Raw genomic sequence first — 26,595 nt, 5'->3', positions numbered from 1 at the left:
CGTCGCCGACCGCGGCGGCAGGCCGCCGGGCGCTTCTCCGCGCCTGGATCTTCCATGCCCGAAAACCGGCTCGGGGGCCACGAAACCAAGGAGCCTCGATGGCGCAAGGCGAGACAGCGCTCCGCCGCGGACTGCGGCGGCGGCACATGACAATGATCGGTCTAGGCGGCGTCATCGGCGCGGGCCTCTTCGTCAGCAGCGGTGCGGTGATCTCCATGGCGGGGCCCGCCTCGATCGTCGCCTACGCCGTGGGCGGCGTGATCGTCGTCCTGGTGATGCGGATGCTCGGGGAGATGGCCGCGGCGCACCCCACGACCGGATCGTTCTCCCGGTACGCGGAACTGGCCCTGGGCCGCTGGGCGGGATTCCTCGTCGGCTGGAGCTACTGGTACTTCGCGGTCGCGGTGATCGCGTTCGAGTCGGTCGCCGGTGCCAGGCTGGCCTCGGGCGTCGTCCCCGGCCTGCCGGTGTGGCTGGGGGCACCCGTCCTGCTGCTCGTCCTCACCGCGGCGAACCTGGTCTCGGTGAGGGTGTTCGGCGAGACCGAGTTCTGGCTGGCCTCGGTGAAGGTCACCCTCGTCGTCGGATTCCTGGCCGTGGGCGTGCTGTATCTCGTCGGGCTGTGGCCGCACGGCGGGGTCGGCCTGTCCGCGCTGACCGGCCACGGGGGGTTCGCCCCGCACGGCTGGCCCGCGGTCCTGGCCGCGCTGGTGACGGTGATCTTCTCCTACTTCGGTGCAGAGATCGTCACGATCGCCGCCGCCGAGTCGGACGAGCCCGCCAGGGAGGTCGCGAGGGCGACCGTCAGGGTCGTGTGGCGCGTGCTGGCCTTCTACGTCGGCTCGATCTTCCTGATCGTCGCGGTCGTGCCGTGGAACAAGGTCCCGGCGAACGGGGAGGACAGTCCCTTCGCCGCGGCCATCGGAGCCTTCGGCATCCCCGGCGCGAGCGGCCTGATGACCGCGGTCGTCCTGGTCGCGGTGCTGTCGATCCTGAACGCGGGGATCTACGGCTCGTCGCGGATGCTGATGTCCCTGGCCGAGCGCGGGGACGCGCCCGCCGCGCTGGCCCGGGTGCGGCCCTCGGGCGTGCCCGCCCCCGCGATCCTGGCGGGCAGCGGCCTCGCGCTCGTGATCGTGGCCGTCGCGGGCCTGCTCAGCCCCGACGAGATCTTCAGCTTCCTGCTGAACGCCTCCGGCCTGCTCACGCTGATCCTGTACCTGTTCATCGCGGTGAGCCAGCTGCGCCTGCGCGCCCGCACCGACCCCGCGACGCTGCAGGTCCGAATGTGGGGTCACCCGTGGCTGAGCTGGGCCGTGCTCGCGCTGCTCGGCGCCGCGCTGCTCGCCGTCACCACCTCTCCCGGCGTCGGGCCCATCGTGCTCGGCGTCCTCGTCATCCTGGCCGTGACGCTGCTGGCGTACGCGGTCAGGGCCCGGCTCGGCCGTACGGCCCCGCCGATCATCGATTCCCTGGAGGTTTCCTGATGCGTCCGTTCGGCAGAACCGTGGCCGCGGCTGTGACCGCCGCCGCCACCGCTCTGTGCCTGAGCCTCACGACGGCGAATCCCGCCGCCGCCTCCGATCCCGGGTTCGCGTGCCTCGTCGGCAGGACCGCGAAGCCGCCGGTCCCCGGCGTCATCCTCGACGTCCGGGGACCGGGGGTCACCTTCACCGGCGCCGGAGGCAAGTTCCAGCTCGGCGGCCGGGACATGCGGCCCTCGGACGCCTTCCGCGCGGCCAGCGTCACCAAGACCTTCACAGCCGCCACCGTGCTCAAGCTCGCCGAGCAGCACAAGCTGCGGCTCGACGACCGGATCGGCAAGTACCTCGACCCCCGCCTGGTCGAGCGGGTGCACGTGATCAAGGGCAGGTCGTACGGCGCGCAGATCACCGTGCGGCAGCTGCTCGACCACACCGCGGGCCTGTACGACTACGCGACCGCCGAGGACTGGGCCGCCTACGTCGGGGCGCACCCTCGCAAGACCTGGACACCGGCGGAACTGGTCGACTGGGCGGTCACCCGCGGCAAGCCGTACTTCAAGCCGGGCGAGGGCTACCACTACTCGGACACCGGCTACATCCTGGCCGGATACATCATCGAGAAGGTCACCCATCAGCCCCTGCACCGCGCCTACCGCTCGCTCCTGCTCGACCCGCTCGGGCTGCGCGGAACCTACCTCGAGCACTGGGAGAAGCACCGCGGGGCGCCGGTCTCGCACGCCTACCTCGGCTCCGTCGACACCGGGAACTGGAACCCCACCTTCGACACCTTCGCGGGCGGTGGCCTGGTCAGCACCGTCGCCGACCTGACCACGTTCTTCCGCGCGCTGTTCGAGGGCAAGGTGTTCCACGACCCCGCGACGCTGCGCGTCATGCTGACCGCGACCCCGCAGAGCAAGGGGACCTACGGGATCGGCATCGAACGCCTCGCGGCGAACGGCGAGGTTCTGTGGTTCCACCCCGGGGCCTGGGGCGCCGTCGCGGCCTACTCTCCCGCGCGCAAGGTCTCGGTCGTGGCGACCGTCAACCAGGCACAGGACGACGGAGCGTTGTCCGCCCTGCTCCGCGACGCCTACGCTCTGGCCCTCGGCAAGCCCGTCCCCGGGTGCGGATGACGGCAAAGACAGCGCCAAAAGCCGCAACACGGCGATTGCGGATGTTGTTTTCCCTGGTCATCGACCTAGGCTGAGCAGCACCTGATGGCCGTGCCCGTCGAAGGGACGTCGAAGGGACAAGGGTTCCGGTGAGGCTTGTCGTCGATCTCAACAGGTGCGAGGGATACGCCCAGTGCGCCTTCCTGGCACCGGACGTCTTCACCATGCACGGTGAGGAAGCCCTGATGTACGACCCTCTCGCGGACGAGGCGCGGCACCAGCAGGTCAGGAGAGCCGCAGCCGCCTGCCCGGTGCAGGCCATCACCGTCGACCTGATCGGCGAGGAGACGGGGAAGGCGGAGACCCATGCCCGCTGACACGGCCGCGCAGGCGTTCAGGCGAGAGGGGCGGGTGGTCGTCGTCGGCGCCTCCCTGGCGGGGCTGCGCGGCGCGGAGACGCTGCGTGAGGAAGGCTTCACCGGTTCGCTGACCATGATCGGCGACGAGCCGCACGATCCGTACGACAGGCCGCCCCTGTCCAAGCAGGTCCTGCTGGGCCGGACGGCGGCGGACGAGACCGCGCTGCCGCGACGCCGGAGGCTCGACGCGCGCTGGCGGCTCGGGGTCGCCGCCACCGGACTGGACCTGGCCGAGAAACGGGTCCGCCTCGCGGACGGCGACGAGGTCGAGTTCGACCGCCTGCTGATCGCGACCGGCGCCCGCGCCAGACCGTGGTTCAAGGAGACGGAGGCCGCCCTCGACGGGGTCTTCGTCCTGCGCACCAGCGACGACGCGGCCGGACTCAACCGGCACCTGGCCGCGGGCCCCCGCAGGGTGCTCGTCGTCGGCGCCGGGTTCACCGGCTCCGAGATCGCTTCCGCCTGCCGCGAGCGAGGCTTGGAGGTCACGGTCGCCGAGCGCGGCCCCGCCCCCCTCGTCGGGGCGCTCGGCGGGGTCGTCGGCGCGGTCGCGGCGCGGCTGCAGCGTGATCACGGCGTCGACCTGCGCTGCGGCATCACGGTGACCTCGCTCGAAGGCGACATGGCGGGACGGCTCAGGCGCGCCCACCTGTCCGACGGAACCGCGCTCGACGTCGACGTCGCGGTGATCGGGCTCGGCGCGATGCGCAACACCGAGTGGCTCGCCGGATCCGGGCTCGCCGCGGGGCCGAGGGGAATCGCCTGCGACGCCGGGTGCCGCGCCTTCGACGTCCACGGCATCGTCACCGACGACGTCTTCGTCGCCGGTGACGTCGCCCGGTCCCCCCATCCGCTCTTCGGCTACCAGTTCCTCTCCCTGGAGCACTGGGGAAACGCGGTCGAGCAGGCCGAGGTGGCCGCCCACAACATGATCAGCACCGGGCTCGAACGGCGCCCGCACCTGTGGGTCCCGGCCTTCTGGTCCGCCCAGTTCGGCGTCAACATCAAGTCGATCGGCGTCCCGCCGATGGGGGAGGAGCTCGTCGTCACGCAGGGGTCGCTCGAAGAGAACCGCTTCGTCGCGGCGTACGGGTTCCAGGGCCGCGTCATCGCCGCGGTCACCTTCGACCAGGCCAGGTGGCTCAGTTTCTACCGCAGGCTGATCGAGTCGGCGGCGCCGTTCCCTCCGGCCTTCACCAACGCCGACAGGCGCCCGGAGGGCGCGCGGCCGATTCCCGCCGACTTCCCCGATCCCTCCCTGCCGACCCACGGACCGACCGTGACGCTGAGCGGCTACTCGCCCAGCGAGCGCAGGCTCCAGTTCACCCCGGCCCGTGTCTGACGACGAGCGGTTCCGGCCGACCACCTTCGAGGACTCCGTCATGACGCCGAGTACCCTGCTGCGGCAGATCACCGACTACGCCAGCCGTGCCGATCCCTACCCCCTGTACACCGAGCTCCGCAGGACGCCGGTGGCACGCCAGGAGGACGGGACGTACGCGGTCAGCACCTACTGGGAGATCCACAGCCTGCTGCACGACCCGCGGATCAGTTCGGACGCGCGCAACCGCGACCCCCAGGCGGGAGGCGGCCCGCTGGTCGAGCCCGAGGAGGACGCGAACCTGCCGCCCAGCTTCATCAGGCTCGACCCGCCCGAGCACGACCGGCTGCGCAGGCTGGCGATGCGGCCGTTCGGGCCGCCGCACAGCCCGAGGCGGATTCACGACATGCGCGCCGAGCTCGCCCGGATGGTCGCGGGCCTGCTCGACGCCTTCGAGGGCCGCGACCAGGCCGACATCGTGGACGACTTCGCCTACCCCTTCCCGGTGATGGTCATCTGCAGGCTCCTCGGTGTGCCGCACGAGGACGAGGCACGCTTCCACATCTGGGCCGACCAGGTCGTCGCGGGCCTCGACCCTGACCCCGCGCAGGATCCGCGGGAACGGCAGCGCGCCGCCCAGCAGGCCCGGTTCGAGCTGGGACGCTACCTCGCCGAGCTCATCGAGGAGCACCGTCGGGCGCCCGGCGACGACCTGCTGTCCGCGATGGTCACCGAGCGGGTGCCCGAGGAGCGGCTGTCACTGGTCGAGCTGGTCACGACCGCCGTCCTGCTTCTCATCGCCGGTCACGAGACCACGGTCAACCTCATCACCAACGGGACGCTGACCCTGCTGCGCCACCCGGAGGTTCTCAACAGGCTGAAGGGCGACCCGGGCCTGGCCGTCCCGCTCGTCGAGGAACTACTGCGCTACGAGCCGCCGGTGCAACTGCTGCCCCAGCGCACGGCCCTCGCCGATATCGACATCGCGGGCGCCGTCATCCCCAAGGGAGCGCCGATCTGGCTCGTCCTCGCCTCGGGGAACCGGGACCCCAGACGCTTCGACGATCCGGACAGTTTCGATCCCGAACGCCGTGACAACCAGCACCTCGGTTTCGGCAACGGCATCCACTATTGCTTCGGCGCGCCGTTGGCCCGGTTGGAGACGCAGATCGCGCTGACCGAGATCGCCCGCAGGCTCAGCAACCCCAGGCTCGTGGACGACCCGCCGCCGTACCGGCCCAATCCGGTTCTGCGCGGCCCCCGCCACCTTCAGGTCGCCTTCGACGGTCTCACACGATAGCCAGGACGGCAGCCAGGACGGCCCCGCGGGGCGGGGCCGCGGGATACGGAGTCAGCTCAGATAGTCGCGCAGGGCCTGGGACCTGGACGGGTGGCGCAGCTTGGTCATGGTCTTCGACTCGATCTGCCGGATCCGCTCGCGCGTCACCCCGTAGACCTTGCCGATCTCGTCCAGCGTCTTCGGCTGGCCGTCGACGAGTCCGAACCGCATCGACATCACCCCGGCCTCGCGCTCGGAGAGCCCCGACAGAACGGCCTGCAACTGCTCCTGCAGCAGGCTGAACACCACCGCGTCGTCCGGGGTGATCGCCTCAGAGTCCTCGATGAGGTCGCCGAACTCGCTGTCGCCCTCCGTGCCGAGTGGGCTGTGCAGCGAGATCGGCTCGCGGCCGTACCGCTGGATCTCGACGACCTTCTCCGGAGTCATCTCCAACTCGACCGCGAGTTCGGCGGGGGTCGGCTCGCGGCCGAGGTCGGACAGCATCTGCCGGTGCAGCCTGGCCAGCTTGTTGATCACTTCGACCATGTGGACCGGGATGCGGATGGTTCGCGCCTGGTCGGCCATGGCGCGGGTGATCGCCTGCTTGATCCACCAGGTGGCGTAGGTGGAGAACTTGAAACCCTTGGTGTAGTCGAACTTCTCGACCGCGCGGATCAGGCCCAGGTTGCCCTCCTGGATCAGGTCAAGGAAGAGCATGCCGCGGCCGGTGTAGCGCTTGGCCAGCGAGACCACCAGGCGCAGGTTGGCCTCGAGCAGGTGGTCCTTGGCCCGGTGGCCGTCCTCGGCGATCCACTCAAGCTCGGCGCGGACGTCGACGGGCAGCCGGTCACCGTCGATGCCCAGCTGCTCCTCGGCGAACAGGCCGGCCTCGATGCGCTTGGCCAGCTCGACCTCCTGCTGGGCGTTGAGCAGGGGGACCCTGCCGATCTGCTTGAGGTAGTCCTTGACCGGGTCGGAGGTCGCGCCCGCGACCGTCACCAGGGCGCTGGGGACGTCGTCATCGTCGTCGGCCAAGATCAGCACGTTGTCCTCGGCGGAGGCCGTCACGGCGATCACATCCTTCATGGAGCCGGCAGGGCAAACACCTGTGCGTTTTAACGTACGTCCTGCGGGGCCGTGCTACGGCCATTCGCGGGCGTCGGCGTCCCGTGGCGTACCCCCGTGACCGCGGGCCGGGCCGCGTCCGAGGCCACTTGAGGGCAGCAACCAGTGTTGTGGACGCCGGCGGGGATGCGAAGAACCTCTCCGGTAAATCCGCGGAGTTTTGCCCTCTTTTCTTCCCGTATTTCTTACGGTGACACCCGAAAAAGCATTTTAGAACATCCTGAATGGGGATATCGGCCTTGGTTCGTGCCGCGTTGAGGGCGTTCTCTACGAGGGAAACGGATGGGCGAAATGGCGTGGAGCAGGGTCCTGACGCGTGGTCGCCGTGGATGTGCCGGTGTAGTCACGGCGAGTTTACTCCGAGTCAGATTCGAAGAAGCCCGTGCTCAGGGCGGGCGTCTAATTCACTTTCGACATACGAACGCATGTGTAACAATCTCCGGGCAAGTTCCATCGCCGACTGGCCCGAAGGGTTTTTGCCGGCCGGTGTTTCCCATGCCCGGAAGGGCTGTTAAGGAACCGGTACCGAGGGGGTGGAGGCGCTGCCACGTGGTGAACGACCACTGGACGCGGGAGACGGCGTTTTGCTGCGATTCGCGGCCGATCTGCGCAAGCTGAGGGAGAAGGCGGGGAGCCCGCCCTACAGGACACTGGCCGGTCGCGCCCACTATTCGGTGGCAACGCTTTCCGGCGCGGCGGCGGGCAGGAAGCTGCCGAGCCTGGCGGTGACTCTGGCGTACGTCGACGCCTGCGGAGGTGACGTCGCCGAATGGGAGAGGCACTGGCACGTCGTGGCCGCCGAGCTCGCGGGAACGGACGCCTCGCAGGCCGCGGACTCCGCCGCCGACGAGGGGGATCCACCGTACGTGGGTCTCGCGGCGTTCCAGCGGGAGGACGCCGACCGGTTCTTCGGCAGGGAACGGCTTGTCGAGGAACTGGTGACCCGGCTTTCGCGGCAGCGGCTGGTCGCGGTCTTCGGAACCTCGGGAGCGGGGAAGTCGTCGCTGCTGCGCGCCGGTCTGCTGCCCTGGCGGCGGGCCGAGGGCGGAGACGGGCCCGTCGTGCTCTTTACTCCTGGCCCCTCCCCCCTGGAGGAGTGTGCCATCCAGCTCGCCCGCGTCACGGGCGGCGCGCCGGGGCGGCTCCGCGACGAGCTCGTGCACGACCCGCGCACCCTGAACCGGATCGTACGGCACGCACTCGCGGGCCAGCCCGCGCAGGCCGACATGTTGATCGTGGTCGACCAGTTCGAGGAGATCTTCACTCTCTGCGATGACGAGCTCGAGCGCGTCCGCTTCATCGAGGCGCTGATCGCGGTCGCCCAGGCGAAGAACAGCCGCTGCCGGGTCGTGCTGGGAGTGCGCGCGGACTTCTACGCTCACTGCACCCGTTACCCGGACCTGGTCTCCGCCTTCGGCGACGCCCAGATGGCGATGGGTCCCATGACCACGGACGAACTGCGCAGGGCCATCGTCCAGCCCGCGGTCCGGGCGGGCTGCGCCGTGGAGACCTCGCTGCTGACCACCCTGGTGGCCCAGGTGAACGGGCGGGTCGGGGTGCTGCCCCTGCTGTCACACGCCCTGCTGGAGACCTGGCGCAGGCGCCGAGGGAACGCCATGACCCTCGCCGGGTTCCAGGCGGCCGGAGGTCTGCACGGAGCCCTCGCCCAGACGGCGGAGTCGCTCTACGCCACCCTCGATCCCCACCAGCAGCGGCTGGTCAAAAACCTGTTCCAGCGTCTCACCGCCCTGGGTGAGGGCACAGAGGACACCAAACGCCGCATATTCCGGCGCGAGCTCGACACCGGCGACCCCGACACCTCGACGGTCCTGGAGCGCCTGGCCGGTGCGCGGCTTCTCACACTCGACCGCGACAGCGTCGAGATCTCCCACGAGGCCCTGATCGGCGCCTGGCCCCGGCTGCGCGACTGGCTGGCCGAGGACAGGGAGGGCCTGCGCGTCCACCGCAGGCTCACCGAGGCGACCGACGCCTGGGAGTCGCTCGGCCGTGACCCGGGAGCCCTCTACAGAGGGGTCCGGCTGGCCCAGGCACAGAGCTGGATCGAGACGAGCGACGCCGCGCTCACCCCCAGGGAGCGCGACTTCCTCGACGCCAGCCTGTCGGCGCGGGCCGCCGAGCAGAACGCGGGCAGGCTGCACACCCGCCGCCTGCGCCAGCTCGTCGCGGCGCTCACCGTCCTGCTCGTCCTCGCGGTCACCGCCGTCGTCTACGCCGCGGACGCCAACGGGACCGCCACTCGGCAGCGCAACATCGCCGTCTCCCAGAAGGCCGCGGGCGAGGCCGCCGCGCTGCGCGAGACCAATCCCGCCCTGGCCGCGCAACTCGGCCTCGCGGCCTACCGTCTCGTCCCCACGACGGAGGCCAGAGGCGCCCTGCTCAGCACGTTCGCCGCGCCGTACGCCACCCGGCTCACCGGGCACACCGACAACGTGAACACGGTCGCCTTCAGCCCCGACGGGCGCTTCCTGGCCAGCGCGAGCCGGGACCGCACCGTGCGCCTGTGGAACCTCACCGCCCCGCACACCCCTGGCGGGCCAACCGTTCTCACCGGCCACACCGCCAACGTGAACGCGGTCGTCTTCAGCCCTGACGGGCGCTTCCTGGCCAGCGCGGGCTGGGACCGCACCGTGCGGCTCTGGAGCGTCGCCGACCCGCTCCACCCCCGGGAACTGGCCGCTCTGACCGGTCACAACGGCGACGTGAACGCGGTCGCGTTCAGCCCTGACGGGCGTGTCCTGGCCAGCGCGAGCACTGACCGCACCGCGCGCCTATGGGACGTCGCGGACCCGTACCGTCCCCGGCCGCTGGCCAGCCTCACCGGCCACAGCGACGCGGTCATCTCGGTCGCCTTCGACCCCCGGGGCCGGACTCTGGCGACGGCGGGCTGGGACCACGAGGTGCGCCTGTGGGACGTCACCGACCCGCATCGCCCCACCGGGCTGCGCGTTCTCACCGGCCATACGGCGCCGGCCGTCTGGGTGGCGTTCAGTCAGGACGGCCGTACCCTCGCCAGCACCAGCCAGGACCACACGGTGCGCCTGTGGGACACCGGCGATCCCCGCCTGGCCCGCGGGACGCGGGTTCTCCGTGGCCACAGTGACGTCGTCCGCTCGGTGGCTTTCAGCCCCGATGGGCGCGGTCTGGCCACCGCGAGCCTCGACCGTTCCGTCCGGCTGTGGGACGTCGGCGACCCCGCAGACTCGGAGGAGCCCGCCGTTCTGACCGGCCAGGTAGGCGGCGTCGTCTCGGTGGCCTTCGGTCCCGGCGGACGAAGCCTGGCGAGCGCCAGCGACGACCACACCATCTGGATCTGGGACCTTCCCGGGCCCGTTCTCACGGCGCACCGCGACTCGGTCTGCGCGGTGGCGTTCAGCCCGGACGGCCATGCCCTCGCCACCGCGGGCTGGGACCACACGGTACGCCTCTGGGACGTCACGGACCCCCTCCACTACAAGAAGGTTGGTGAGGTCATCGGCCACGACGGCCCGGTCTGCGGGGTGGCCTTCAGCCGCAACGGCCGTCTCCTGGCGACCGCGAGCCTCGACCGCACTGCCCGGCTGTGGGACGTCACGGATCTGCCGCACCCAACCCTGCTGTCGACCCTCAGGGGATACACCGACCACGTGAACACGGTCGCGTTCGGCCAGGGGGACCGCCTCCTGGCCACCGGAGGCCTCGATCGCGAGGTGCGGCTGTGGGACGTCTCACGGCCGCGCAGCCCCCGCCGGGTCGCGCTGCTGCCAGGCCACACCGACGGCATCAACTCGGTCGCGTTCGGCCAGGGGGACCGCGTCCTCGCCACCGCGAGCTGGGACCGCACGGTGCGACTCTGGGACGTCTCACGGCCGCTGCACCCCCGTCAGGTCGCGCTGCTGTCCGGCCACACCGACGGCGTCAACTCGGTGGCCTTCAGCCCAGAAGGGCGCACCCTGGCCACCTCGGGCTTCGACCGCACCGCCCGGCTGTGGGACGTCGGCGATCTGCGCAACCCTCGCGCCCTGGCCACCTTGACCAGGCACACCGACACCGTGAACGCGGTGGCGTTCGGCTCGGGCGGCCGCGTCCTGGCGACGGCAGGGGCCGACAGCACCGTCCAGCTGTGGGACACCGCGGACCCGAGCAGGCCCATGGAGCTGGCGACCCTCACCGGTCACACCGGCCACCAGATCCACGCGCTCGCGTTCGCGCCGGACGGCCACACCCTGGCCACCGGAAGCCATGACCGCACCGCCCGCATGTGGGAGACGGACCCGGAGCGCGTCGCCGCCCTGGTCTGCGACATCGCCTACCCCAGGATCACCGGCGCCGAATGGGGTCGCTACTTTCCTGACATGCCGTACGACCCGCTCTGCCGCTGACGGACGCCCCGGCAGGGCGGGGAAGCCCGTTGCCAAGAGAAGACTCCTTAAAATCTGGTAACGAAATGGCAATGATATGGCTTTGAGTTGCACTGATAACGGCGCCCCAGCCGCTTGCTCTCGCCTCAAAGTCGCGCGGTTTTCGTCCTCAACGGCACCGGCCATGCCGACCGCCGCGAGCAGCGAACGCCCGGGCAAAAATTGCCGCTGACCTGGCCTTATTTTGAAATTTGTGGCGGTTTGCTTTATATGCCAGCCATTTAACCTTGGAGAGGTGCGTCAGGAACGACGTCGGTCGCAGGTTTCGGGGGATCAACATGGCCGTACGCACCGAGCGGATCTTCGAGCGGTTCTTCGGGGGGCAGTCGACAGGGGAGGATGTTCGGCCTGCCATCTTGAAGTCGTGGCGCAGGTGCCAGGAGCTCGGGCTCATCCCGGAGCGACTCGAATTCGCCGATCCGGTTGAGGTCGACGAGGACTGCGCCCTCGCCCGGGTGGCCCGACCGGTGTTGGAGCGGTTCCAGGTCGCGATCGCGGACACGGGCACGGCTCTGCTCCTCAGCGATGAGCAGGCCAGGATGCTGCAGCGCTATGAGAGTGATCCGCCGCTGAGGAGAGCGCTCGACCGCACGCATCACGTCCCGGGCGTGGAGTACACCGAAGCACTCCTCGGGACCAACGCCGCAGGCACTCCCCTGCGGGAGAAGCGGTTGGTGCAGGTAGCAGGCTTCGAGCATCTGGCCGGGTGCATGCAGTCGTTCACCGCCACCGGTGTCCCGATTCTCGACCCGCTCACCGGGCACGCGCGCGGTGTGGTGACGATCGCGTGCCTGAACAAACACGTGCATCCGGCGATGAGCCTGCTCGCCCGTCAGGTGGCCGAGGCCATCGAACAACGGCTCCTGGAACAGAGCACCGCACAGGAGCGCGCCCTGCTCGACGCATACCTGCGAACCGCGGACCTGCCCGACCTCCTGCCCGCGCAGGAGGCCGACTCGCTGCTCCGTGATCTCCCCTTCGGCGATCGTCTCGCACTGGAGGAGAAGGCCGCCGAGCTGATCGCGCACGGGCAGCGAGCGGCTGTCGAGGTCCCCCTGTCCCACGGTCGCAACGCCACACTGCGCTGCCTGCCTGGGCCCGAACTCGCCGGTATGGTCGGCGTCGTGGCGCAGGTCCGGATCCAGGGCGGCCGGTGGCGGTCCCTCGCCGACGACCTCGTCACGTCACCATGCGATCGGTTGGGCCGGTTGGCGGCCCCACTGGTGACCGTCGCGCACAACCAGAACGCCCCGAACGGGGATCTTGTCGTCAACGACAGCGCCGCAGGCGGTGGCAATTTTGCGAGCACCGCACCCGGCGCAGACCGCCTCCCGGCGGCGGGCAACGCATGGCCCGGCATGGGCGAGGAGGACGAGACGTGGCCGCCGTCCGGCTCCCTGCGGGAGGCGTCCACGCCCATCGATCCGTGGCTGTTCCTCTTTGGTGAACCGGAGGTCGGCAGGCTCGCCACCGCGGCGCGCAAGCGCCTGAGGTTGCTGTGCGAGGCCGCCATGAACATCGGTCAGACCCTCGACGTGGTGCGGACGGCCGAGGAACTCGCCGAGGTGACCGTCTCGCGGTTCGCCGACCTGGTGACCGTTGATCTCAGCGAGGGCGTCGTGCGCGGTGAGGAGCCCGCAGCGTTCACCGGCGGCCTGCGCCGGGTCGCCGTCCAGGGCGTCCAGGAGAACGTGAGCCCGGTTGCCGCGGGCGAGCCGGTGCACTACCTCGCCTTCTCCCAGCAGTCGCGCTGTCTGGCGAGAGGGGAGACGGTGCTCTGGCCGGACTCGGGCGGCGCTCGGCCGGTGCAGGTGATCGGAGAACCGGCATCCTCGGTCATCGCGGTGCCGTTGCTGGCCCAGGACAGGGTGCTGGGGGCGGTGACGTTCACGCGGTGGCAGGCGTCCGATCCGTTCGAGGACGATGATGTCTCCCTGGCCGAGGGGTTGGTCAGCCGCGCGGCGGTGTGCATCGACAACGCCCGCCGCTACACCCACGAGCGCGCCATCTCGCTGGAACTGGAACGCGCCACCGCGTCGCTGCAACAGTCACTCGAACTCCAGCAGCGATTCACCACCGACGCCTCCCACGAGCTGCGCACCCCGCTTGCCGGACTGCGTGCACAGTTGGAGGAAGCGCAGTTGCATCCCGACCAGACCCACCTGGGCGAGCTGATCGACCATGCGCTGCGCGATGTGAACCGGCTCCAGGCCATCATGGACGACCTGATGCTGCTGGCCCGGCTCGACGGCGTCCCGCCTACCGCCTTTAAGCACATCGACCTGGCCGAACTCGCCGAAGCCGAAATCCGCAGCCGTACCGGCGACCGCCACGAGGTACGCCTGGATGTGCGGCCCGGTGTGATGGTCGATGTCGTCCCCTCGCAGATCTGTCGGATTCTGCACAACCTGCTCGACAACGCCCAGCGCCACGCCGCGCACATCATCGTGGTGCGGGTCCGCCGCACCAGCGGTGGGGCGGAGCTCAGCGTCACTGACGACGGTCCGGGAGTCCCCGAAGCCGAGCGTGACCACATCTTCCAGCGCTTCACCCGCCTGGACACCGCCCGCAGCCGTGACCACGGCGGCACCGGACTGGGACTGGCCATCGCCCGCGACATCGCCCACGCCCACCACGGCACCCTTCTTGTCCAGAACGAATCTTCTCACGGGGCGCGTTTTATCCTTCATCTGCCACTCATCAGCCCGTCCCCTGCGGGGCAGGGCGCGTGAGGACTTTCACGGCCCGCCCGGGGAAGGGAGAGCACGGGGAGAGAAGACAGCCGATCCGCGCCGATGCATGCTTGGTCACAACGCGCTGCCGTCCGCGGCCTGCGCGTCCGCCGGCGCCGTGGACGGACCCGGCCACGGGCTTCCGCGTGGACGACGATCGCCGCGCGGGAGCGGTGGGCGCGTGCCCTTCACGGCGTGGCGCGTCTGCAAACGCCCGACGCCACCCTCCGCGGGACGGACGGACCTCATCGAAAGTGCCGCCGCTCGGGCCGCGGGAACGGCCGGTCGCCGGGCGCCCGAACGAATGAGGCATCCGGGAACCCCGTTTCCCCTGCGAGAGGACAGATTCGTGACCCAGTTGCAGGACGTGATCTCCGATGTGACCGCGGAAGCCGAGGAACTTGACCGCCTGGTCGCCGGCCTCGGCGCGGACCGGTGGGCGCTGCCGACCCCCGCCCCCGGATGGACCATCAAGCACCAGATCGCCCACCTGGTCTTCGTCTTCCGCCTGGCGGGCCTGGCGGCGTCGGATCCGGAAACGTTCAACGCCCGGGTGGCCGAGGCGGGCAAGGACTTCAACGGGGCGGTGAACGCCGCTCTGGCGGAACATCTCGGCGATCCGCCGGAGACGCTGTTCGCTCACTGGCAGGCCTCGCGCGAGGCCTCGCTCACGGCGCTCGCCGCGGTGCCCGAGGAGCAGACGGTGCCCTGGCTCGTCAGGCCGCTGCCGCCCGTCGTCCTCGCCTGCGCGGGGTACATGGAGCTGTTCGGGCACGGCCAGGACATCGCCGACACGCTCGGCGTGTGGCGGGAGCCGACGGACCGGATCAGGCACCTGGTCGGGTTCGCCGTGCTGACCAAGGAGTTCGGGTACCTGGCGCGGGGCCTGACGCCGCCGCGAGAGGAGTTCCGCTTCGAGCTCACCTCGCCCTCCGGAGAGCTGTGGGTGTTCGGCCCGCAGGACGCGGAGCAGAGGGTCACCGGGCCCGCCCATGACTTCTGCCTTCTGGTCGTCAGGCGCAGGCACCGCGACGACCTCGCGCTCACCGCCTCCGGTGCCGAGGCCGACCGCTGGCTGGACATCGCCCAGGCCTATCGCGGGCCCGCGGGCGAGGGCCGTTCCCCGGGCCAGTTCGCGACCACGCGGCGGTAGCGCGGCGCGGGGAGCCGGCGCCGCGCGGTGCCGGGCCGTACCTCGACCGCCGCCGGGAGCAGCGCAATTCAAAAGATGCGTCAGGATGTTCGGGAAGTGAGCATGAAATGGTCAAGCCGGTGGTTGAGCGGTCGCCACCGGCCGAGGGCGGGGAGGTTTCATGCCGACCATTTTCGGTTCGCTGCGCAGTCTTCTGCTGGCACCGTCCCTGGCCGAGGTGACTTTCGCTCGACGAGGTTTTCCGGTCACGCCATCGGAGGCGACCCGACACCTTGAAGCTATTCCCCAGTCGGTTGTCTGCGGATTCGAGTGGGGAATCAACGCGCACGACCAGTGGGAGGTCGAACGCAGACTCGAAATGGTCGATGCCGAGCTGCGTGGTTTCGCGTACGAGGGCGCGACGATGGCGTTCACCGTCCTTGACGCGATGAGCGGCGGCCGTGGCCACCGTGCCCGTGACCTCCTGCTGGGGCCTGGCAGGCCGCACATCTTCCTGACCTACATAGGGGTCGGATTCGCGATGGCGCGGCTGCCGAGGCCGCTGTGGCGCAAGGCGGTCCCCGACCTGGCCGGGTCGCCGTACCCGGCGATGAGCTGGCTCGCGGTCGACGGGTACGGCTTCGACCGCGCCTACTTCGACACCGGGCGCTGGGTCGACGAGCAGCGGGTGCCCTCGCCCTACCCGTGGGAGGGCTCGCCGGACTACTTCCTGAGGGCGGCCGACCAGGGCGTGGGGCGGGCCCTGTGGTTCATCCACGGCGCCCAGGTCGCCGACGTCGCTGCCGCGGTCGGGCGCTTCGCCGGACACAGGCAGGCGGATCTGTGGAGCGGGGTCGGGCTGGCGGCGGCGTTCGCGGGCGGATGCGGCCCGGAAGCCCTGGCCACACTGCGCAGGCACGCGGCAGAGCACAGGGCCGAGCTCGCCCAGGGCGCGGTGTTCGCGACCAAGGCCCGCGACTACGCGGGTTTCGTACCGTCGCACACCCAGGTCGCCGCCCGGATCCTGGCCGGTCTGTCCGTCGAGGCCGCCGTCGCGCTCGCGGACGGCGCCGCCGTCGATCGGGGCTCGGACGGGCTGCCCGCGTACGAGCTGTGGCGCCAAGGGGTGCGCGCGCGTCTCCTCTTCCTGGCGGACCGCCTTCCCGGCTGACCGCCCCCACCCTCCCCGCGGCGTGCCCGCATGCCGGTTACGCGTTTACCGATGTGGCCTTTCTTGGAATTGATGCCGCCGAAATCTTTATGTCATATCCCGATGCGGGGAAAGGGAAACTCATTTACTGGAAGGTTTCTTTTTTATTTTCGTGAGCACGTTTGAAGTAGACAGCGGGTTGAGCTGATTGTGTAGATTTATCGAGAGATCACCCTAAGGAGACCAGTCTATCCAAAAAAGGGGCGTGAGGGAGCAGGTGGCCAATTTTTTGAGGGTGCTCAGGCGCCGCATTCTGACACCGAGCGTCTCGGCCACAAAACTTGAGACGCGTGGTTTCAATGAGAAAAGTCCGGCTGCGAGAGAATTGTTGGAAACGATTGGGAAATCATTTCTGACCGGTTACGCCTATGCCGCGGAGGCGCGCACCATCCGCGAGGCCGAGCAACGTCTGGAGACGATTCCCGAGCGATTCCGCGGTTTCGCCTACGAGGGCGCGGGGATGGGCTTCGCCGTCCTCGACGCGCTGCCGTTCACCGGCGGTGGCCGGGTTGACGGGTTCCTCGCGGGGCGCGGCGACGACCACGTCTACATGGTTTACGTCGGGGTCGGATGGGCGATGGCCAGGCTGCCGAGGTTCCGGTGGCCCGATGTCTCCGCCTACGACCCGTTGCTGCGGTGGCTCGTACTCGACGGGTACGGCTTCCACCAGGCCTACTTTCGCACCGGCCGGTACGTCCACGCGCATTTCCGCGACCCCGCGTTCCCCTGGACGGCCGACCGCTTCCGGTGGTACGCCAACCGCGCCGTCGACCAGGGCATCGGACGGGCCATGTGGTTCGTCGGCGGCGCGGACGCCGCTCTCGTCGCCACGATGATCGACGGCTTCCCCGAGTCCCGCAGAAACGACCTTTACGCGGGCGCCGGGCTGGCCGCCAGCTACGCGGGCGGCGCGGACGAGGGGGAGCTGCTGACGTTCTGGCAACGCGCGGGCAGGCACCGCCCCCAGGTCGCGCAGGGCTGCGCGTTCGCGGCGGAGGCCAGGCAGCGAGCCGGCCTCGTGGGGCCGCACACGCTGCTCGCCACCCGGGTCTTCTGCGACATGACGCCGGAACAGGCGGCGCGGATCAGCGAGAAGGCCCGTCCCGACGGGCCGGTCCAGGGTGATGCGCCGGCCTACGAGGTGTGGCGGCAGCGCATCGCCAACGAGTTTGCATCCCTTGGGAGGTGTTAGGACGTGACCGCGACAGTTGGCTGGCTGCGCAGGCAGCTGCCCGGAGTCATCGCTCTCGTGCTGATCGTGAGCACATTCCTGGTGGCCCGCCTGCCCACGCCCTCGGCCGCGGAGACGGGCCGCATGGCGAGCAGGTACGCCTTCGCGCCGATGTCCGTCGCGCTGCCGGGCGGCTTCCAGCAGCAGGAGATCCGCAAGGTGCACCCCGACTACACGCACATCGACGCGTGGATCTCCTCGGTCGGGGCGGCGATCGCGATGAACGACCTCGACGGCGACGGCCTGTCCAACGACCTGTGCCTCGTCGACCCGCGCATCGACCAGACCGTGGTCACCCCAGCTCCCGGCGGGAAGGCGAACAGGTACGCGCCCTTCGCGCTCGACCCCGGCGCGCTCCCCATGAACGACCACATCGCGCCCATGGGCTGCGTCCCCGCCGACTTCAACGAGGACGGCCGTCTCGACCTGCTGGTCTACCTGTGGGGCCGTACGCCGATCCTCTACCTCGCCAGGCCGGACGCGACCAGGCTCGACGCGAACGCCTACCAGCCGACCGAACTGGTGCCCGGGGCCAATGCGACCGGCGGCCTCTACAGCGGGCCGCAGTGGAACACCAACGCCGCGACCGTCGCCGACTTCGACGGCGACGGGCACGACGACATCTTCATCGGCAACTATTTTCCGCGGAGCGCGGTGCTCGACTCCAGGAGCACCGGCGTCGTGCACATGAACCACTCGATGTCCAACGCGCACAACGGCGGAGAGGACTACTTCTTCCGCTGGACCGGAGCCGGAACGAGCCCGCAGCCCTCGGTCACCTACCAGAAACTCGGCGACGTGCTGCCCGAGGTGGCCTCGAAGGGCTGGGAGCTCGCCGCCGCCTCAACCGACCTCGACGGCGACCAGCTGCCCGAGCTGTACCTCGCCAACGACTTCGGTCCCGACAGGATGTTCTACAACCGGTCGACGCCGGGCCACATCAAGCTCTCGCTCGTCGAGGGCGTGCGCACGCCGCTGATCCCCAAGTCGAAGACGCTCGGCCACGACTCCTTCAAGGGCATGGGCCTCGACTTCGGCGACCTCAACGGCGACGGCGTCTACGACATGTTCGTCAGCAACATCACCACGTCGTTCGGCATCGAGGAGAGCAACCTCCAGTTCATGTCCACCTCCGGGGACAAGGCGAGCCTGCGCGCGAAGCTGAGCCGGGGCGAGGCGCCGTGGGTCGACCGCAGCGCCCAGGCCCGCACGGCCTGGTCGGGCTGGGGCTGGGACGTCAAGATAGACGACTTCGACAACAGCGGCGACCTCGGCATCGTCCAGGCGACCGGGTTCGTGAAGGGCGAGGTCGACCGGTGGCCGCAGCTGCAGGAACTGGCGACCGCCAACGACGAGCTGCTGCAGAACCCCTACTGGTGGCCGAACGTGCGCGCGGGCGACGACGTCGCGGGAACCCAGACGCTGCACTTCTTCGTCAAGTGCCCCGACGGCACGTACGTCGACCTGGCCAAGGAGCTGGGCCTGGCGATACCGGTGCCCACGCGAGGCGTCGCGACCGGTGACGCGGACGGCGACGGCAGGCTCGACTTCGCGGTCGCCAGGCAGTGGGCCGAACCCGTCTTCTACCACAACCAGAGCCCGTCACCCGGCGCCTATCTCTGGCTGCAGCTCACCCACGCGGCCGAACCGGTCCCTGGAGCGCTGCCCGCTCCCGGCTCCCCGGTGACCGGCGCGCAGGTCACGGTGACGATGCCGGACGGGCGCAAGCTCCTCGGCAGGGTCGACGGCGGCAGCGGCCACTCCGGCAAGCGCAGCAGCGACGTGCACATCGGGCTCGGCCGGGACGTCACGGGCCCCGTGCGGGTGCACCTGCGCTGGCGTGATCGAAGCGGACAGGTACACGACCAGGATCTTCAGCTGAGCCCGGGCCGGCACTGTCTCGAGCTCGGCTCGCAGGCCAAGGAGAAGTGATCGAGATGTCTGACAGGACGCCGACCCCCCCGCGCCATGACCCGAAGGTCGCCATGGCGTTGCGCAACTTCGCGATGTCGATCACGGTCTTCAACATCATCGGCTACACCCTCCTGGGGTTCGAGCAGCCGTGGCTGTGGCCCGTCATCGCCCTGGCGACCGGCTACACCGTGGAGATCGCGCTGGAGTACGTCTCGGCCAGAGGCGAGGGGCGCGCGCCACGCTACGCGGGCAACGGCATGCGCGGCCTGATGGAGTTCCTCTACCCCGCGCACATCACCAGCCTCGCCCTGAACATGCTGATCTACGTCAACGACCAGGTCCTGGTGATGATCTTCGGGGTCACCGTCGCGGTCGGCGCCAAGTGGGTGCTGCGGGCACCGGTGCGCGGCAGGCTGCGGCACTTCATGAACCCGTCGAACTTCGGCATCGCGGTCATCCTGTTGATCCTGCCCTGGGCCAGCATCGCGCCGCCGTACCACTTCACGGAGAACGTCGACACCTGGATCGACTGGCTCGTCCCGGCGATCATCGTCCTCGGCGGCAGCATGATCAACGGCAAGCTCACCGGGCGGATGTGGCTGATCGCCGCCTGGGTCGGCGGCTTCGCCCTGCAGGCGGTCCTCCGTGGCCTGTTCTTCGGCACGTCGATCGCCGGGGCGCTGGGCACGATGACCGGCGTCGCCTTCATCCTCTTCACCAACTACATGATCACCGACCCGGGCACGAGCCCGTCGAGACCGGCGGTGCAGATGGTCTTCGGCGGCGGCGTCGCCCTGACCTACGGCTTCTACACCGCGGTGCACATCCCCTATGGGATCTTCTTCGCCACCGCGACCGTCTGCCTCATCCGCGGCGCCTTCCTGTGGTCGCTCTACTTCGTCGACAGGGCGCGCGAGCAGCGCGAGGCCCAGGAACGCCGTACGGTCGGCGAAACCCTCGCCCAGGACGCCCCCGCCCTGCCGAGCAGCGGAAAGGAGGTCGCCCCGGTATGACCAGGATCGCGATCGTCGGCATGGCGTGCCGTTACCCGGATGCCGCGTCGCCGAGAGAGCTGTGGGAGAACACCCTCGCGGGACGCCGGGCCTTCCGCAGACTGCCGGACGCGCGGATGCGGCTCGAGGACTACTGGGACGCCGACCCCGCGGCCCCCGACCGCTTCTACGCGCGAAACGCGGCGGTCATCGAGGGCTACGAGTTCAACCGGGTCGGCTACAAGATCGCTGGAAGCGCCTACCGCTCGACCGATCTCACTCACTGGCTCGCGCTCGACACGGCCGCGCTGGCCCTGGCGGACGCAGGCTTCCCCGACGCGGAGGGACTGGCGAGGGAACGCACCGGCGTGGTCGTCGGCAACACCCTCACCGGTGAGTTCGCCAGGGCCAACCTGATGCGCCTGCGCTGGCCGTACGTGCGGCGCACCGTCGCTCTCGCGCTCAGGGAACGTGGCTGGGACGACGACGCGCTGGCGAACTTCCTCGACGACCTGGAGGTCGGCTACAAGAGCCCGTTCCCCGTCCCCGACGAGGACACCCTCGCGGGCGGCCTCTCCAACACGATCGCCGGGCGGATCTGCAACCACTTCGACCTCAAAGGAGGCGGCTACACGGTCGACGGCGCCTGCTCGTCCTCGCTGCTGTCCGTGGTCACCGCGGCCAAAACGCTCATCGACGGCGACCTCGACGTCGCCGTCGCCGGCGGGGTCGACCTGTCCATCGACCCGTTCGAGATCGTGGGCTTCGCCAAGACCGGAGCCCTGGCCAGGAGCGAGATGCGGCTCTACGACCGCAGGTCGAACGGCTTCTGGCCCGGTGAGGGCTGCGGAATGGTCGTGCTGATGCGCGAGCAGGACGCCAGGGACACCGGGCACCGGGTCTACGCCACCATCGTCGGATGGGGCGTCTCCTCCGACGGCAGGGGCGGCATAACCAGGCCGGAGGTCGGCGGGTACCGGCTGGCGCTGCGGCGGGCGTACGAGCGAGCGGGTTTCGGCATCGAGACCGTCGCCATGTTCGAGGGCCACGGCACCGGCACGGAGGTCGGTGACAGGACGGAGCTTACGGCGCTGTCACAGGCCAAGGCGGCAGCGGGCCCCGCGGGCGCCCCGGCCGCGATCAGCTCGATCAAGGGAATGATCGGGCACACGAAGGCCGCGGCCGGGGTCGCCGGGCTCATCAAGGCCGTGATGGCGGTGCACCACCAGGTGCTGCCGCCGACCACGGGCTGCGTCGAGCCCCACCCGCTGCTCGAGGAGGACACGGCGCAGCTCCGGGTGCTGCGCAAGGCAGAGCCGTGGCCGACCGGCGTCCCGGTGCGCGCGGGCGTCACCGCCATGGGCTTCGGCGGCATCAACACCCACGTGGTGCTGGAGAAGGCGGGCCCGCGCAGGAGCGCCCCCCTCGACACCCGGACCAGGGCGCTCGCCTCCTCGGTACAGGATGTGGAACTGCTGCTCCTCGACGGAGGATCACTGCCCGAGCTGCGTGAGCGCCTGGTCAGGATCGTCGGCTTCGTGCCCGCCCTGTCGTACGCGCAGCTCGGCGATCTGGCGGCCACGCTGCAACGCGAGCTGCGCGGCCTGCCGTACCGGGCGGCCGTCGTCGTCTCCTCTCCGGAGGACGCGGAACGGCGGCTGCGCCGCGTGCTTGAGGCCCTCGACACCGGGGAGATCCCCCTGTTCGCGGCGGACGGCCGCTGCTTCCTCGGCCACGTGAGCGGGCCGGGCAGGATCGGCTACCTCTTCCCCGGGCAGGGATCGGGGCGCGGCACCAGCGGGGGCGCCCTGCGCAGGCGCTTCGCCGAGGTCGAGGAGGTCTATGTCAAGGCGGTGCTGCCCGCGGGCGGAGACATGGTCGCGACCGCGGTCGCCCAGCCGCGCATCGTCACCGGCTCGATGGCCGGCCTGCGCGCCCTGGCCACCCTCGGCGTCGAGGCGAGCGTCGCGGTCGGTCACAGCCTGGGCGAGCTGTCCGCGCTGCAGTGGGCGGGCGCGATGGACGAGGAGACCCTGCTGCGGGTCGCCGCCGCGCGGGGCAGGACCATGGCCGAGCACAGCGCCTCCGGCACCATGGCGGGCATCGCCACGTCCGCGGACACGGTGTCCGTCCTGACGGCGGGCCTGCCCGTCGTGATCGCCGGATACAACGGGCCCAGGCAGACCGTCATCGCGGGGCCCGCGGACGCCGTACAGGCCGCGGGGCGCAGGGCCGTCGCGGAGGGCCTGCAGTGGACCCCGCTGCAGGTGTCGCACGCCTTCCACTCGCCGCTCGTCGCGCCCGCCGCGGAGGCTCTGGGCGCGCGGCTGGCCACGGAGCGGTTCGACCAGGTCGGGCTGCGGGTCATCTCCACGGTCACCGGGGAGGCCCTGGACGCGGGCACCGACATCCCGGCGCTGCTGCGCAGGCAGATCACCGACCCGGTGCTGTTCGCCCAGGCGGTCGAGCTGGCGGCCAAGGACATCGATTTGTTCGTCGAGGTTGGCCCGGGACGGGTGCTCAGCGGGCTGGTCGGGGCGGTGACCGACGTGCCCGCCGTCGCGCTGGACACCGACGACGAGTCGCTGGCCGGGCTGCTGCGGGTGGTCGCCGCAGCCTACGTGGCCGGGGTCCCGGTCGTGCACGAGGCGCTCTTCCACGGACGGCTGGTCCGGCCGCTGGAGGTTGGTGCGGAGTTCACCTTCTTCGAGAACCCCTGCGAGAAGGGGCCCAAGATCCGGCTCAGCGCCGCCGCGCGGCGCACCGAAACCGTCGGCCCGCTCCCACCGCGGGACGACGGGAACGGCTCGCGCGAGACAGCCGTCGACCTGCTGCGGCGTCTCGCGGCCGAGCGCGCCGAACTGCCGATGGACATGGTGCGGGGCGACAGCCACCTGCTCGACGACCTCCACCTGAGCTCGATCACGGTTGGGCAGATCGTCAACCAGGCGGCCCAGCGTCTGGGCCTGTCCTCGGCCCAGGCACCGACCAACTTCGCCACGGCGACCGTGCTCGAACTCGCGGAGGCTCTCGAAACGCTGGCCGAGACCGGCCAGGCCACCGGCGACGGCCCGGCCACGACGGTGACCGGCGCCGCCGCGTGGGCCAGGCCCTTCTCCCTCGACCTCGACGAGCTGCCGCTGCCCGCCGCTCGCGGGCGCGAGGACAACGGCCGGTGGCGGCTCCACACGACCGGCGGCCACCCGTTCGCCGAGTCGCTGCGCCGGGAACTCGAAAACGTCGGCGTCGGCGCGGGCGTCCTGGTGTGCCTGCCTCCCGAGTGCGCGGAACAGGACCTGGAACACGCCCTGCTGGGCGCGAAGGCGGCCCTTGCGAGCGGGCCGGGCAGCCGGTTCGTCCTGGTGCAACACGGCCGGGGCGCGGCAGGCATGGCCAAGACGCTGTCCCTCGAGGCTCCCCACCTGCGCACGACCATCGTGCACGTGCCGGTGACGGAACGGGCGGTCGGCTGGGTCGTGGACGAGGTCGCGGCGACCACGCGCTACGCCGAGGCCCACTACGACGACGCCGGCGTGCGCCGGGTGCCGACCCTGCGCGCGATGCCGGTACGGCCCGCCCGCGTCGTCCGGCCGCTCGACGGCACGGACGTGCTCCTGGTGACCGGCGGCGGCAAGGGCATCACCGCGGAGTGCGCGCTGGCACTGGCCTCCGACAGCGGCGCCGGACTCCTCGTCCTGGGCCGCTCCGATCCCGCGCAGGACGGGGAACTGGCGGCCAACCTGCGGCGGATGGCGGACACCGGGGTGAGCGTCAGATACGCCAGGGCCGACGTCACCGACCCGGAACAGGTGCGTGGCGCGGTCGCGGAGGCGACCCGGGAGACGGGACCGGTCACCGCGGTGCTGCACGGCGCGGGACGCAACGAGCCAGGCGCGCTCACCGGCCTGGACATGGCCGCGTTCCGCCGTACCTTCGCCCCCAAGATCGACGGTCTGCGGGCCGTGCTCGACGCGGTCGACCCGGGGACGCTGCGCCTGCTCGTGACGTTCGGCAGCATCATCGGCAGGGTCGGGCTGCGCGGGGAGGCGCACTACGCCACCGCGAACGAGTGGCTGGCGAGCCTCACCGAGGAGGTCGCCCTGCGGCATCCCGGGTGCCGCAGCCTCTGCATGGAGTGGTCGGTCTGGTCCGGTGTGGGCATGGGGGAGCGGCTTGCCGTCGTCGAGGCGCTGGCCCGCGACGGCGTCACCCCCATCACACCCGACCAGGGCGTGCAGATCATGCGGCGGCTGGTCGCCGACCCCGACGCACCTGCCGTCGTGGTGATCAGCGGGCGCACCGAGGGCATCGAAACCGTCCGCCGCGACCTGCCCCCGCTGCCGCTGCTGCGCTTCGTCGACAGGCCGCTGATCCGCTACCACGGCGTCGAACTGGTCACCGAGATCGAGCTGAACGCCGGGACCGACCCCTATCTCGCCGACCACCACCTCGACGGCAACCTGCTGTTCCCCGCGGTGTTCGGCATGGAGGCGATGACCCAGGTGGCCGTGGCGGCCCTCGGGACCGCCGGGCTGCCGACGATCGAGCGGGCCGAGTTCCTACGGCCCATCGTGGTGCCGCAGAACGGCGCCACCACGATCCGGGTCGCGGCGGCCGTCACCGATGACGACAGCGTCGAGGTGGCCATCCGCAGCGCGGAGACCGGCTTCGGCGCCGACCACTTCAGGGCGCTGCTGCGCTTCTCGGGAGAGGCGGTGCCGAGCGGCCCGCCCGACCAGAGCGGCGGGGGCCTGCCTGCGGTGCCGCTCGACCCGGCGACCGACCTGTACGGCGGAGTCCTGTTCCAGGGCGAGCGTTTCCAGCGCCTGCGCCGCTACCACAGGGCCGCCGCCAGACACGTCGACGCCGACGTCGCGGTGGTCGGCGCGCCGGACTGGTTCACCGGCTTCCTGCCCGGCGAGCTGCTGCTCGGCGACCCTGGCATGCGGGATGCGCTGATGCACGGCAACCAGGTCTGCGTGCCGGACGCGACGCTGCTGCCCCTGGGGATCGAACGGGTCCATCCCGGTGGCGCCGCGCTGGCCGAGGCGGGCGAGCTGCGCTACTGCGCGGTGGAACGGCACCGCGACGGCGACACCTACATCTACGACATCGCCGTGCGCACCGGGACGGGCGAGGTCGTCGAGCGCTGGGAGGGGCTGAGCCTGCGGGCCGTGCGCAAGGGCGACGGGCGGGGTCCCTGGGTTGTGCCGCTGCTCGGCCCCTACCTGGAGCGCACGCTGGAGGACCTGGTCGGCGCGCGGGTCGCGGTCGCGGTCGAGCCGGGCAGGACGGAGGGCACGGCCGAGCGCAGGGAACTGACCGCCGTGGCCGCGGGACGCGCCCTTGGTCGTCCGGCCGAGGTCCGTTACCGCCCCGACGGGCGGCCCGAGGTCGACGGAGGCGGGACGATCTCGGCGTCCCACGGCGCGGGGCTGACCCTCTGCGTCGCGGCCACGGGCACGGTCGGCTGTGACGTCGAACCCGTGATCGACAGGGCGGGGGAGACGTGGCAGGGGCTGCTCGGCTTGCACTTCCCCCTCGCCGAGCTGGTCGCCGCGGAGCTGGGCGGCAGCCTGGACGCCGCGGCGACCCGAGTGTGGACCGCCGTCGAGTGCCTGCGGAAGGCGGGCCTCCCGCAGGGCGCCCCGCTCACCTGGACTCCGGTGCGGCGGGACGCATGGACGGTCTTCGCCTCGGGCGCCCTGCGGATCGCGACGCTCGTCACGACCCTGCGAGGAGTCCGGGAGCCCGTCGTGTTCGCGATCCTCACCGAGGGGCGGTCCTAGCGATGGGCAACTACTTCGAATACCTGCACACGGTCGGCTTCGAGGAGACGAACATCGTCGGCAACGTCTACTACGTCAACTACCTGCGCTGGCAGGGACGCTGCCGGGAGATGTTCCTGAAGCTCCACGCGCCCGGCGTGCTCGGCGAGCTGCAGGAGGACCTGAAGCTTTTCACGCTGAAGGTCGACTGCGAGTTCTTCGCCGAGATCACGGCCTTCGACGAGTTGTCCATCAGGATGCGCCTGGTCGACCTCGCCCAGACCCAGCTCGAGTTCAGCTTCGACTACATCCGGCTCGACCTGGGCGAGCGGGAGACGCTGATCGCCCGGGGCAGGCAGCGGGTCGCGTGCATGCGAGGGCCGAACAGCCGCACCGTCCCGGCCAGGGTCCCCGAGTCGCTGACCCGCGCGCTCGAACCATATCTGTCCTAGGACCGG

14 protein-coding genes and 1 pseudogene are annotated in these 26,595 nt (G+C 70.6%); 14 read left to right on the top strand and 1 reads right to left on the bottom strand.

The genetic code is table 11. The annotated features are described in order from the left end of the window. The first annotated feature begins 98 nt into the window (after nucleotides 1-98). The 5 genes from AB0395_RS10520 to AB0395_RS10500 all read left to right on the top strand — a co-directional run bounded on the left by AB0395_RS10520 (nucleotide 99) and on the right by AB0395_RS10500 (nucleotide 5,636). On the top strand, nucleotides 99-1,487 hold the full coding sequence (locus tag AB0395_RS10520) for an amino acid permease (protein ID WP_366278995.1): 1,389 nt from the start codon (nucleotides 99-101) through the stop codon (nucleotides 1,485-1,487). Next, a complete protein-coding gene (locus AB0395_RS10515; RefSeq protein WP_366278993.1) occupies nucleotides 1,487-2,617 on the top strand; it encodes a serine hydrolase domain-containing protein in 1,131 nt (376 codons plus the stop codon). The genes AB0395_RS10520 and AB0395_RS10515 overlap by 1 nt, the downstream gene beginning before the upstream one ends. Before the next feature lie 128 nt (nucleotides 2,618-2,745). Beyond that, entirely contained in the window at nucleotides 2,746-2,973 is a 228-nt protein-coding gene (locus AB0395_RS10510; protein WP_366278990.1) for a ferredoxin, read from the top strand. Then, nucleotides 2,963-4,357, top strand: coding sequence for an FAD-dependent oxidoreductase (locus AB0395_RS10505; RefSeq protein WP_366278987.1), 1,395 nt, complete (start codon nucleotides 2,963-2,965; stop codon nucleotides 4,355-4,357). Before AB0395_RS10510 ends, AB0395_RS10505 begins: the two co-directional genes overlap by 11 nt. After that, the gene (locus AB0395_RS10500; protein ID WP_366278985.1) at nucleotides 4,350-5,636 is read left to right on the top strand and encodes a cytochrome P450; all 1,287 of its coding nucleotides are present in this window, start codon (nucleotides 4,350-4,352) and stop codon (nucleotides 5,634-5,636) included. The genes AB0395_RS10505 and AB0395_RS10500 overlap by 8 nt, the downstream gene beginning before the upstream one ends. 51 nt (nucleotides 5,637-5,687) lie before the next feature. Here AB0395_RS10500 and AB0395_RS10495 read toward each other — a convergent pair. Then, nucleotides 5,688-6,668 (bottom strand): annotated as a pseudogene (locus AB0395_RS10495) (RNA polymerase sigma factor); the annotation flags it as partial. A gap of 656 nt (nucleotides 6,669-7,324) precedes the next feature. On the opposite strand from AB0395_RS10495, the gene AB0395_RS10490 reads away from it, so the two are divergent. The 9 genes from AB0395_RS10490 (at nucleotide 7,325) to AB0395_RS10450 (ending at nucleotide 26,589) form a co-directional block, all read left to right on the top strand. Further along, on the top strand, nucleotides 7,325-11,119 hold the full coding sequence (locus AB0395_RS10490) for a hypothetical protein (RefSeq protein ID WP_366278984.1): 3,795 nt from the start codon (nucleotides 7,325-7,327) through the stop codon (nucleotides 11,117-11,119). Between the two features lie 317 nt (nucleotides 11,120-11,436). Continuing rightward, nucleotides 11,437-13,890 carry an ATP-binding protein gene (locus AB0395_RS10485; RefSeq protein ID WP_366278982.1) on the top strand — a complete coding sequence of 818 codons (2,454 nt, stop codon included), beginning with the start codon at nucleotides 11,437-11,439 and terminating at the stop codon, nucleotides 13,888-13,890. Nucleotides 13,891-14,239: 349 nt separating this feature from the next. Continuing rightward, entirely contained in the window at nucleotides 14,240-15,043 is an 804-nt protein-coding gene (locus AB0395_RS10480; protein ID WP_366278979.1) for a TIGR03084 family metal-binding protein, read from the top strand. Between the two features lie 160 nt (nucleotides 15,044-15,203). Next, entirely contained in the window at nucleotides 15,204-16,193 is a 990-nt protein-coding gene (locus tag AB0395_RS10475; RefSeq protein ID WP_366278977.1) for a DUF1702 family protein, read from the top strand. Between the two features lie 244 nt (nucleotides 16,194-16,437). Beyond that, the gene (locus AB0395_RS10470) at nucleotides 16,438-17,424 is read left to right on the top strand and encodes a DUF1702 family protein (RefSeq protein WP_366278975.1); all 987 of its coding nucleotides are present in this window, start codon (nucleotides 16,438-16,440) and stop codon (nucleotides 17,422-17,424) included. A 3-nt stretch (nucleotides 17,425-17,427) separates the two neighbouring features. Next, nucleotides 17,428-19,395: a CRTAC1 family protein gene (locus tag AB0395_RS10465; protein ID WP_366278973.1), complete on the top strand. Its 1,968-nt coding sequence runs from the start codon at nucleotides 17,428-17,430 to the stop codon at nucleotides 19,393-19,395. A gap of 5 nt (nucleotides 19,396-19,400) precedes the next feature. Further along, nucleotides 19,401-20,390 carry an enediyne biosynthesis protein gene (locus AB0395_RS10460; RefSeq protein WP_366278972.1) on the top strand — a complete coding sequence of 330 codons (990 nt, stop codon included), beginning with the start codon at nucleotides 19,401-19,403 and terminating at the stop codon, nucleotides 20,388-20,390. Further along, complete coding sequence (locus AB0395_RS10455) at nucleotides 20,387-26,158, top strand: type I polyketide synthase (protein ID WP_366278969.1); 5,772 nt, start codon at nucleotides 20,387-20,389, stop codon at nucleotides 26,156-26,158. Before AB0395_RS10460 ends, AB0395_RS10455 begins: the two co-directional genes overlap by 4 nt. A 2-nt stretch (nucleotides 26,159-26,160) precedes the next feature. Further along, entirely contained in the window at nucleotides 26,161-26,589 is a 429-nt protein-coding gene (locus AB0395_RS10450; RefSeq protein ID WP_366278967.1) for an acyl-CoA thioesterase, read from the top strand. Nucleotides 26,590-26,595 lie beyond the last annotated feature (6 nt).

It is taken from the genome of Streptosporangium sp. NPDC051023 (assembly GCF_040689595.1).
Lineage (GTDB): Bacteria > Actinomycetota > Actinomycetes > Streptosporangiales > Streptosporangiaceae > Streptosporangium.
This window is presented reverse-complemented; position numbering and strand designations above follow the sequence as displayed.